This window comes from Pseudomonas sp. PSPC2-3 (assembly GCF_049898265.1).
GTDB classification, from domain to species: Bacteria; Pseudomonadota; Gammaproteobacteria; order Pseudomonadales; family Pseudomonadaceae; genus Aquipseudomonas; species Aquipseudomonas veronii.
Genome location: NZ_JAFCXJ010000007.1, coordinates 420,850 through 431,987, shown reverse-complemented (window position 1 = coordinate 431,987; position 11,138 = coordinate 420,850). Strand labels below are relative to the sequence as shown.

The 11,138-nt window shown below is 59.3% G+C and carries 10 protein-coding genes; all 10 read right to left on the bottom strand.

The window, feature by feature from the left end; genetic code table 11:
- The coding region (locus ACP7E3_RS18555) for a host specificity protein J (RefSeq protein ID WP_426123996.1) at window positions 1-3,071 on the bottom strand (3,071 nt) is incomplete at its 3' end.
- A 53-nt stretch (window positions 3,072-3,124) separates the two neighbouring features.
- Window positions 3,125-3,712: a tail assembly protein gene (locus tag ACP7E3_RS18550; RefSeq protein ID WP_057024690.1), complete on the bottom strand. Its 588-nt coding sequence runs from the start codon at window positions 3,710-3,712 to the stop codon at window positions 3,125-3,127.
- A complete protein-coding gene (locus ACP7E3_RS18545; protein ID WP_426123994.1) occupies window positions 3,709-4,491 on the bottom strand; it encodes a C40 family peptidase in 783 nt (260 codons plus the stop codon). The genes ACP7E3_RS18550 and ACP7E3_RS18545 overlap by 4 nt, the downstream gene beginning before the upstream one ends.
- Window positions 4,492-4,493: 2 nt before the next feature.
- Window positions 4,494-5,198, bottom strand: a complete 705-nt coding sequence (locus tag ACP7E3_RS18540) for a phage minor tail protein L (RefSeq protein WP_426123992.1) — start codon at window positions 5,196-5,198, stop codon at window positions 4,494-4,496.
- Between the two features lie 48 nt (window positions 5,199-5,246).
- Entirely contained in the window at window positions 5,247-5,597 is a 351-nt protein-coding gene (locus ACP7E3_RS18535; protein ID WP_322247077.1) for a phage tail protein, read from the bottom strand.
- Window positions 5,597-9,025, bottom strand: coding sequence for a tape measure protein (locus tag ACP7E3_RS18530; RefSeq protein ID WP_426123990.1), 3,429 nt, complete (start codon window positions 9,023-9,025; stop codon window positions 5,597-5,599). The genes ACP7E3_RS18535 and ACP7E3_RS18530 overlap by 1 nt, the downstream gene beginning before the upstream one ends.
- Window positions 9,026-9,080: 55 nt before the next feature.
- Window positions 9,081-9,914 carry a hypothetical protein gene (locus tag ACP7E3_RS18525; RefSeq protein ID WP_426123988.1) on the bottom strand — a complete coding sequence of 278 codons (834 nt, stop codon included), beginning with the start codon at window positions 9,912-9,914 and terminating at the stop codon, window positions 9,081-9,083.
- Between the two features lie 72 nt (window positions 9,915-9,986).
- The gene (locus ACP7E3_RS18520; RefSeq protein WP_426123986.1) at window positions 9,987-10,145 is read right to left on the bottom strand and encodes a hypothetical protein; all 159 of its coding nucleotides are present in this window, start codon (window positions 10,143-10,145) and stop codon (window positions 9,987-9,989) included.
- Between the two features lie 92 nt (window positions 10,146-10,237).
- Entirely contained in the window at window positions 10,238-10,567 is a 330-nt protein-coding gene (locus tag ACP7E3_RS18515) for a hypothetical protein (RefSeq protein ID WP_126589524.1), read from the bottom strand.
- 39 nt (window positions 10,568-10,606) lie between these two features.
- Window positions 10,607-11,104 (bottom strand): hypothetical protein, encoded by a 498-nt coding sequence (locus tag ACP7E3_RS18510; RefSeq protein ID WP_426123983.1) that lies wholly within the window; start codon window positions 11,102-11,104, stop codon window positions 10,607-10,609.
- Window positions 11,105-11,138 lie beyond the last annotated feature (34 nt).

The following is an 11,138-nucleotide window of genomic DNA, read 5'->3' as shown; positions in this document are numbered from 1 at the left end:
AGCGCCGAGGACGTTTCCTGAATGGCAGATGTGTTTTGACCGACAGTGGCTTGCAGTTGCGTGGTCTTCGTCGCCTCAGCCTCAATCGCGGTTGCCCTGACCTTGCTCTCCTCGACAATGGCGGAAGTACTTGCCCAGCCCTTGAGAGCATCAGCCTTCGCACCGTTACCACTATCGTCGCGCGCTGATGCACGCAGCGCATTGGTGGTGCCGGCCTGAGCCGCGACTATGCCGTCGAGATTGGAGATGTCAGTGGTATTGGTGCTGACCTGCTGCGCCAAACCGTTGGCTGCCTCCAGCGACTGCCCTACGTCCTCCCAGTACGTGGCATTGGGCGGCGGGTTGTTGACCGGGACATTCACTTTCGCCTGGTAGATGCGGTCCGCCTCCACCACCATCTGCCCTTTCAGGTAGACCTGGGTTGAAACGTATCCACCAAGGCCGTCCAGGCTATCGATCTGGTCCTGAAGTCCGTCCAGTTCGCTGATCAGGTCCTGGCCAAGCTGCGTCTTGGTGACCTTTCCGGTAAGAATTTCGAGCAAAGGCCCGGCATCAGAACTGGACTGCCCCATCACCCCATTCACAACCGGGTAGAACGGCCCGATGTTGCCGGTACGGTCCACCAGGCGCGCCCAGAAAAACAACGTAGCGCCCGCCAGCAGTTGCTGCATGCGGTAGTCGGCCTGCGGATATGCCAGGTCGGCCAGCTTGGTCGCTGCCGCCAGATCATTCGCTGGGCCATACCACAGCTCAGTGCGCTGGGTGTCTTCGGCGCCAGCAGGAAAGCCCCACTTGATGCCGATGCCGAACAGCTCGCTGGTGGTGGTAAGGAACGCCACCGCCGGCGGCAGGCCGACCTTGCCTTCCAGGTTGGTCAGTGCCGACGTGGTCGGGATCGAGGACACATTGAGCGCGCTAACCGCCCGCACCCTGGCCATGTATTGGCCGGAGTAAATGCCGCGCACGTCGACCATCTGCTCGGCGGTGCGCGGCACAGTTACCCATTCGCGCGCTCCCCACTTCCATTCAACGTCATAAGCCACAGCGTTCGGCGCCGCGTCCCACGCGATGGACATGACGGTGACCGCAATCCCCTGCTCGATGACAACGTGCTGGCTGAGCATCACCCGGGCCGGAGCGCCCTGACTGCCCACGGGAATTCCGGTGATTGGCCGAGGGTCCACCACGGCCCCGTTGTCGATTGCTTCAAACTTGCTCGGGTCGTGCTGAATAACTTCAAACTGGAACTGGTGCCACTCCGGCCGCGTGACGTTGCGGACGTAGAACTGCATCAGCTTCAGGTCTTCGTAGTCCAATATCCAGCCACACTCGGCCTGGGGCTGCTCGCTGAAATCGGCCATCACGGTGACGTCGCGCCCAGCAACCGACTTCACCACCCGCCCTTCGGACTTGCCGCTTGGCAGGTTGACCATCAGGCGCGCGCCGACCGGCACCACGGTATCGCGATCGAGCGTAACCACACGTCCGGCGGCCGCAGCGATCCGGCCGCCGTTGTTCCGGCCAACCAGCATCGGGTCGGCCACGGCGATCACCTGACCAGGCTTTGGAATATCACCATCGAGCCCGACCCGAAACACACCGCCCTGGGTCTGCAGCTTTTCGGTCAGCGCCGCCCACTGCCCGGCGCGCTGCGCCTGACCCAGGGATGTGCAGGCGATGGCGTCGATGGTGGTGTCGCGCACGATTCCGCCAAGCTCGACCATGGCCTCATCATCAAACACCGGCTCCTTGTCGGTTTCAAAACCCTGGTCCGGATTATCCCAGGACACCATGTAGAGCGTGTGCCGATCGCGCGCGCGGGTGCCTTCGTACTTGATAGCGCCATTGTTCAGGATCTGCGTCTGGTTGTACGTGTACACCGGATCGCCTGGCATATCGGCATTGACCACGATCTGGCTGCCGTCCCAGTAGGCCAGGCCATGGAATATTGACGCCAGGTCCTGAAGCACGGCGTAGGCTTCGGCCTGCTTCTGGAAATAGAGGTTGCAGGTGAAGCGCGGCTCCATGCCCCCCTTCCCATCCGGCACCATCTGGTCGCAGTACTGCGCGATGCGATAGAGCGACCAGCGATCAACCATTGTCGCGTCGATCCGGTCGCCGAGCCCGTAGTACGGGTGCAGCACCAGGTCGTAGAAGATCCACGCCGGGTTGTTGGTGTAGACCTCCTTGAAGGTGCCGTCCCAAATACCGTTGCTTGTGCCGGTGCCCGACGTTGCGTAGGTGCGGGTTGTCGCGTCGTAGTTGCTGGGCACACGAATAATGCGGCCACGCATGAGGACGGCGATCTTGGCGATATCGCCGCCGAAAGTCTGGGCGTCGTACTCAAGACAGCTGACGGCGGTGAGCGGGTATTCCTGATCGCTGTCGACCACCTCGGCAATTGCCTTGACGATCATCTGATCGACAACCAGGTCGGAGTTTGCATTTGGGGTCAGGCGGCGGACGCGAATAGTCCAGCGGGTTCCGGCGGGCAACTCCAGGCGGTGCGCTCGCTCGTACTCCGTGATGTTCTTGCGATCTACGGCCGATACCAGCACTTCAACGTAGGGGCCGTTGTCGGTGGATATGTCCACGGCATAATCGATACGCACGCCATTGATGTTACCGGCGGCGTCCTGACTGCGAAGCGTTGGCCAGCTCAGGCGGATGCGCGCGGCATCGCTCATCGAGTTGGTGATGGTGTACAGCCATGGCGTTCCGTAGATCAATTCCTTCTTGACGTCGATCTCGTTACTGGATTCCTGTATTCCCTCCAGGCGCTCCTGATTCAGCTCGCCAGAACGGAACTGCCACTTCACACTGGGATAATTGATCGTGCCGTCAGCGGCCTTCACGGGTGTTCCGTTGAGCTTGACTGAGCGCAAGTCGTCGACCGGACCAACAATAGGACCCCAGCTCCACAGGTAGGTGATTCGCGCGGTGGAGATCGACGGCACGCTATTGGAGGCGATACTCGGCTGCTTCTGCTTGGCCTGTCCGCCCTTTCCGCCAATTACGGCCCGGCGCTTACGAGGTGCTGCGCGGCGCGCCTTCTTTGCTACTGCGCTCATGCGCCCTCCAGAATGCAAAAACCCGCCGAAGCGGGTTGGTTGTGGTAACTGAATCAGATGTTGTCTTGGGTGTAGATCCCGCCAGACTCGACCGCGCCGCCGATCTCGCGCTCGCCGTAAAGCAGTGGGTACGGGTTGCCCTGGGCAATAGTCGTCACCGCCCCGCCGAAGCCGTAGCTCGGGTTGTTGCCGTCGTCGTTCTGGCCATCGGCGGTGGCCTTGGTGGTGGGCGACAGCATTTGAACAACGCCGCCCAGGCCGACAGCGGCGCCGGCGGCGAGAAGGCCCATCCCCAGAGTTGAGGTGGTGCCGCCAGTAAATAGGCCGGCCACGATCAGCACCACGCCGAGCAGCGTCTGGAACATGCCCGCCTGTTTGCTGCCCTGGATGATCGGCTGAATGCGGATGTCGCCCTCACCCCGGCCTACCAGGTCAAGCTCCTGTTCGCCAAGATTGCGCTCATCGACGAACACGGCGAACACAAGGCCGCGCTCTTCGGCGGTGCGCAGGTACTTCTCAAAGCCCGGCTTCATCATGCACAGCGCCGCCATGGCATCACGGAAGCTGTGAACGTCCAGGGTGTACTGCTTGCCAAACTTCTTACCCAGCACGCCGCCGAGCTTGATGGTACGCATGGTCATGGGCGGTAGTCCTTGTGCCTGAGGATCAATTTGACGCGGTTCGCCATCGACCAACCGTAGATTTCACGGGCAGCCAGGCGGCCAGGCATGTGGTGGTAAATGAACGGGCCGGAGCCACCAAGTTTCGGCGCCGATTCGCTGATCAGCGACGGTTCATCGCCAAGGTAAATCACTGCGTGATTCGGGAAATAGCACTCCCGGCCTGGCGTTGGGATCTGCAATACCAGCATGTCGCCGCGGCGCGCCTCGCTGACCTGGTAGAAACCAGTCGCTGCGAAGTTGTCCTCGTAGAGGCTTGGGCCATCCTTATGCTCCCACCACAGGTCGGAGCGTTCGAAGTTTGGCAACTCCAGGCCCGCCTCGCGCGCGTACCAGTCGCGGCACGCCGCCCAACAGTCAAGCAGCCCATGGGAGAAGTCCCGACCCAGCAGCGGCGCCTTGAAGCCAGAAGGCTTGAACCACTCGAAGTCACCGCCGGGCCAGCCGACAATGCCCCAGGGCAATTCGTGCAACTCGCAACTGACACGGTCGGCCATGCTCGGCGCCGGCGCCTTGTCCGGGTGGCTATGGATGATCGCCAGCACCTCGCCCCGATCTTCCGCTCGGGCCATGTCCTTATGGTCGATTTGGAAATGTTCGCGCGGCGTGGTGGCCAAGTTTACGCAAGGCACGTACTCACGGCCGGCGGCGGACTTGATGACCACCCCGCAAGCCTCGGCCGGATAGTCCCGCTCGGCGTGTGCGCGGATCTCATCCTGCAATTTTTGATTGATTCGCATGGCTACCTCGAACTTGCAATAAGGCTTGCGCCCATGGACCCGCCGAAGCGCCGCGTGTTGCCGCGAAGCTTGCAACTGCTCCACCAACCGCCACAGCGATCCAGGGCCGGGTTATCCGTGGGCTGGTTCTTTTTGTCGAACATCGCGGCGCCGGTGTAGGCACAGGCCTCTTGCCGGTAGCCGCCCCGGCAGGCCCAGCGGCAAAGCTTGGTGATCTGTTGGGAGGGCAGCATCTGCCCTTCCATATCCGTAGGGCTGGACAGCGAGAACGTGACCGAGATGCTGGGCAACGCCTCAGTCTTCTGCTCGATAAACCAGAGGTTCGTTTTCGACTGGTCGCTGGCTTCCGGGTTACCGTCAGGGAAATTCGCGGCGTCAAGGAAGTGGCGGAACGTCTCGATCACCTTGACCCGGGCGCCGGCCAGGTCGCGGAACTGGAAGCACAGGGCAGTGATCGCCCCGCGCACGCCGCCGAGCTCGTCGTCCACCTGCAGCGTCGGTGAAGCCGGGCGACCATCCCCGCGGATGTCGAAACCCTTGGCCTCGATCTGGAGCGGCGAATACAGCTGCCCCTGCCAGATGATGTCGCCCTCGTGGGCATGGCCATGGAACCGCCAGAGCGAGCCGCCCATGCGCGTAGCGTCCAGCTCGTACAGCCTGATCTGGTTACCAGGCTCGAGCTTTTGAAGATCGGTGTTGTAGTTCATAGAGCCCCAGAAACAAGAAACCCCGCACTTGGCGGGGTCAGGTAAGGGTTATGGTCGGGGTTTGAATACCTGCTTTGCGGTAAAGGTGACCGTATAAATCTCAGCGCCGAGGGTTTTCTTCTTGTATCCATTGACGCTATACCAGCCTTCCGGTTCGCCTGGCGGGGCAAAGCGGAAAGCCTTGTAGCCTTCATGCCGATCCAAGAAGGCGATCAGCTCGGGAAGCTCCTCTCCCGGCAGATCCTCACCGGTATGCACCAAGTTCCAGACTTGGCTTTTGGTATTGATGCCAATTCCCCCAGCCTGGACCAGCCCGTCGCCAAACTCGTTTTCCCAAGTGCGCTGGCTGACATCACCATCGGCGCCGACCTCAACATCAAAAGTAAATGTCTCAGCCATCAACGCCTCCACAGCCGGCCACCCTGGCCCATTTCACGATCAAGAAATTTACCGAACTGCGTCTCCAGCCCGGCCGACATCGCCTGTCCCTGGCGCGCTGCATCCTGGTCTGTCATGCCGGGTTGGGCCTGCACGGTGATTGGTGCGTTGAAGACAATCTGTGTGGGTCCACTCGGTGCCGACTGGGTGCTGGCGCCAACCATTGCCGCGCGCCCATCGCCACCTGACTCCAGGCTACCAACACCTATCTGGGCTTGGGGCTGCGAACCGCTCAGGCCGTTGTCGATCCTCGACAGCATTGCATCCAGCTTCGCGCTGGTTTGAGCGGTGGTAACCCGCTCGCCCTTTTGCAGAAACCAACTGCCATCTTCAGGAACCGAATCGATACCGTCGTGCGCCATACCCGCTAGCGCGGTCATACCCACCGCCGATGCCAGGGGGCCGGTTACGGTCAGCGCCGCGGCCATTGCCGCAGGCGCGGCTGCTGGCCCGATGATCGGAATTGCCGCAGTCGAGGCGTAAGCGTTCAGGCCAGCCTGCAAGGACATAGCCTGAGCATTGGCACCCAAAGTGGTGGCGGCGCCAGCCTGAGTTGTTTTGCCCACCAGCAACTGCACGCCCTGGTAGATCAGCCACTGCGCCGCCATATCCCCCAAAGCCTTGAGCATCGACTTGGCGAAGTTACCGACCATGTCGCCCAGGGCGTCATCGGCGTCCTCCGCTCCACTGGCCACGTCCGAGAAGAAAGTGCCAAGCCCACCGGTTGCCTCGCTCAATGCGGTATTGGTGATGTCCGTTGCCTGGGCTGAATAGTCCCGCGCCGCGTCTGCGTAATTGGCCCAAGCCTCGTTGACGCCATTCATCCAGTTGGCTTGCTGCTCATCCGTCGCAGCGTAGAAGTTCTCCTGCGCCAGCAGACGCTTGTTCAGCTCATCCTGCAGGACCTGGGTCTCATTGGCATAAAGCTCCGGCGTGATCTGCCCGGTGTTGCGCTGTTCATTGAGGCTCGCAACGTCAGCCGCGTACTTCTGCCGCATAGCCAGATCAGCGCGCATCCGGTCCCGGGCCTTGTCGCCCATACCGACGCCAGCCAACTCCTGGTCGAAGCCGTCCTTCGTGGTTTGGGTAGTCAGGGCTTGGGCATTCTTGAACGCCGTGAGCTTCAGGTCATCTTCGTTGGCCTTCTTCAGCTTGTTCAGCGCATCCAGCTCGGCGGCCATGCCCTGGAGCTTTTTCTTTTGCGCCTCGCTCAGTTTGCCGAGCTTGCCCTCCTGTAGTTCGAAGGACAGCTTCATCACCTCCGTGGCTTCGTTCTGCTTGTTGCCGGTGGTGTTGATCAGCTCGATCTGGCGCTTGTAGCCCTCCTCGGCGGTGTCGAAGGACTTGAGTTGTTGCTTGGCAGCAGAGTTCGATTCGGTGGTGTTCTTCCTCAAGGCCTTGGCGGCGGCATCATCCTTGGCTTTCTGTGCATCCTTAGCGGCTGCCGCCGAGCGAATCGCAACGACCATGTCATTGGTCAGATCAGTGTTTTCCGCAATGAAGCGGTTGGCCGCCTCGAGGCTAGTTTTGTCTTGAGCGGCACCGAGTTGCTTCTGAAGCTGCTCCAAGTACTTCTGCCCAACCTGAGCAGCAGCGGCCTTCGCGGCATTGTTCTCGCCCTGAGCGCGGGTGTTCGAATCGGTTTCGCCGGTGAGCAGCGCTAGAGTTTCTCGCTGCTTGTCTAGAACATCTGTCAATCCGGAGACTTTGATTTGTCCGTTTTCAATGGCCTGGGCCATCTCTTCGGTAACACCTGGGATCAGGCGAAGTTGATCAGCGAGCGCCTTCCAGTCTACCGCCTGCCCTTTTGAAGCATCCGCAACAGCCTTATTCATCAGGTCCATTGCCGACTGCAACTCTGTCGACAGCGGCGCGATGCCAGCCATGAAGCCAGAAGATCCAGCCAGACCAGCATTGGTCATACTGCTTTGGAACTCAAAGGCGATTGTGCCAGCGGCACCAGACAGCTCCTCCTGAGTGTCTGCGATTGAAGCCCTGAGCTCTCTCAGGGTTACGGACTGAGTCGCACGATTTAGCTTATTGAATTTCTCCGCGAGCTTATCCAGCGGGTCACTGAGGTCGCCAAGCTTCTCTTCGAGAACGCTGGTGTTATCGTGCAAAGTCAGGAAAGCTGTAGCTGCGCCGATCGCCAAGGCAGCGACTCCCACGGGGCCGCCAAGCATTCCGACCAGACCAATCCCTGCACGACTAACGCCAACCTGAGCAGCCGCAACAGCATTCGTTGCGCGTGTCTCGACCAGCCGGGCCTCAGCAAGCTGGAGCGACATCTGGGTTTGAACTGCCGTGCCTCGCGCGGCGATCGCTTCTTTCTCGGCCAGAAAGACTGATGTCTGGGCCTTCTGCTGCTCAGCTTGAGCGACCAGCAACACGGCCGTGGCCTGAGCCTTCCTTGCGGCAACATCCTTGAAGGCCGAATAGGTAGCAGTAGCTGCCGATGTCGCCGCAAGAGCGCCGTATCGCGCAAGCGCTGCAGAAGCGGCAATGATCGAAACATTAGCGATCGTCTCGAAATCATCCCCGACCAAGCTGATGGCCTTGCCAAGCGTGCCGGTGAAATCTGTCGCTTCGTTCAGGCGCCCAACATAGACGCTGAATGAATTGGACAGGTTTTGCACTGCATCCCTTACCGCGATGCTCATCGCATCCGCCAACTCGCCGTTCGCCTTCGATGCCTTCTGAAGTCCAGAAGTAAGGATATCGAGTCCGAGCTTTCCCTGCGCACCCAGGCTGCGGATCTCTTCAGCGCTTTTTCCGGTGGACTTTGCAAGGGTGTCAACGATCGTTGGCATAGCCGCGAGAATCGATTGCCATCCGTCTGCCTCGACCTTGCCGGTCTGAAGCGCCTTCGAATACGCATCGATGGCCGAACTGGCTTTATCAGCGGAGGCAGAGTTTGTCACCAGCAGGAAGCTGAAACTGTCCATTACATCCAGCGCCTGGCTGGTGTTGTAACCCATGGACTTCAGGCTGTCAGAGGTACGGATGTAGAGCTCTTGAGCTTCGGCCAATGGGCGATATGTGCGTTTAGCAGTGTCGAGTAGGCGCTGTTGCACCAAGTCGTATTCGCCAACACTAACCGTTGCCATGCCGATGCGGTCAGACATCTGGCCGTATGAGTCGGCCGTCTCAATTATTTTACCAATGCCGGCTGCGCCAATAGCGGCGCCCAAGGCGCTCTTTATCAGTCCCGATGCATGTTGAGCACGCTCACCTGTTCGATCAAAGGCGGCATCAATACGCCCCAGGCTCTTATCAATCTTCCCGGATATCTGGCCGACACTGGAATCGGCGCGCGCCATCTCTTGACGCAACTGGGCCGTGGTCGCCTCGATGCGGACGAGCATCCCTTGTACGTCGGTATCAGCCATGCTTATCTCCGGACAATAAAAAACCCACCGAAGTGGGTTTGTGCATCAATAAAAATTACAAAACCTTAATACCCATTTTTGCCTCTTCCGCATACACCTTCCCTGTTTTCGAATTAACCACACTCACCCAGAAAACTTTAGCAGAGAAGAAATAATTAGTTATAACAGATTCATACGGGTTGGTTATTGTGGGTTGCTGGTAATTTTTTGTGATCTGTAGGTAATTCGGCACGGACATCACCTTGAACAAAACTCTAATGTTCTCGCGCTGCTCCTTCATTTCGGAAGCTGTGATATTAAGTTTAGCGGAAACATTGAAAAACAACATATTTAGAGGCGGCTTAGGAACCGGACTAAAGACCAAATAATAACGATCTATACTTCGCTTGGTTATCGTAGCTGTCGCTCCGAATGCATTTTGCCCCGAATACTGGCCCTCGGTGTAGGCATCCTCACCAACAATAAATGATGGGTAAATTGCCACGGGCTCTCTCAATCTATTGGGTGCTACTTTAAGTCCGAAACCAACAGCATCATGAAGGGAGACCTTTAGAGTGAACTCACCACTAACCTGGTCAAACTCAATTTCAGAATCAGATGCCTCCCCGCCAATGGAAAAATTACCTAACTTAGATACCCTTCCATGAAATGCAGCGTCAGTCTCATACTCTCCTCTTACTCCGCCAAGCAACTTTACCTCCGCCAAAAGCTCCTTGCCAGACGGGTAATGCTTCGCTGGAACATTTTTACCCGCCGGATCAAGGGTCAGAAAAGCCTCTTTGGCACCCAGACTGGCTTGAGAAGTCCTTGAGCCTTGGACCGACGCAGACGGAGGTGCTGAGCACCCGTACAACACTGCCAATGCAGCAATCAAAATAGAAACTCGCATCGCTTCACTCCCTGTATTTCCAGGGAATTTACCACTGCCTGATCTCAAAAAGCACTTATTGCTACTCCCAAACTACTGAGGCTGCCGCCCCGTGAGCGCCTGCCGCAGCTTATCGGCCACAGTCGACGCGGACGGCTTATCGGCCTTGGCTTTCGCCTTTCCACCACCAAAGGGGTTGGTCATCTGCGCCCATTCGATCTTGGCGTCCATTGCCAGAAACAGTTCGGGCATCGGCGTGGACCAGGCCAGGTCAGGCGGCCAGCCCAGCCAGCCGGTGGCTACCGCGTAGAGCCGGTCGACGTAGCTGCCGTTTTCGACAGCACTTACGCCGCCGCCGGCCTTGCCTTTCCCGCGTCAGGGCCCTTTGGGTTGTACAGCGCCAACAGGTAGGCATTGAGCTGCACGGACACATCGACGATACCAGCCTGCCAAACCTGCTCAGCAACGGCCTCAGCATCCTTGCCGCTCAAACCGGCACCACCGGCGATGATCACAGCGCAACCTTCGACGCTCAAGGCGTTGATCGCCTGGGATGCGCCGCGCAATCCGCCGAAGTGGGCCTCAATGGCCCGCACCGCGCCAAGCGTGGGCTTAAGCGTGTAGGTCTCGTCATCGAGCTTGATGTCGACGGTACCGTGAAGAGTCTTGCTCATGTGTCGAATCCTTGGGGTTTGGGGCCGAAGCCCCGATGGTTATGCCACGGCGGCCGGGAGAATTTCCAGGATGTCGGAGTTGATGCCGATCGTGACGTTGCGGCGAACCACGTTGTCAGCGGCGCCGGCGGCGACGGTGTTGTTCATTACCTTCCCGCGCAGGTAGAAGGTGGTCGGAAGAATCGCCGGGGCGGCATCAGGGTCGCCATCGTTCAGCGTGATCTTGATGTTGTAGTCGCCCTTGCTGCGATCCTTGTGAGCGATCTTCAGCTTGGCCTGGCCCACGTCGCCGTTGTCCAGGCCGACGGCCAGGGTCAGGTCGCCGGCATCAGCGGTGCCCTTGTACTTGCGCACGCGGCCATCGCGCAGTGAAGTGAAGGTCACCGAACTGAAGGTGTCGCCGAACTCGCCCAGGTCTTCCACTTCGCCGATCTCGACGTAGGTGTCTGCCTTGTAGAGCGCTTCGGTATCCGCGCCGTTCTTGCTGCCGATGCTGATCCGGCAGCCGGCGGCTGTATTGAGGTTGTCGTCGGCCATGGGGGTTCCTCCAAAGGCACATTGGATAAAGCCG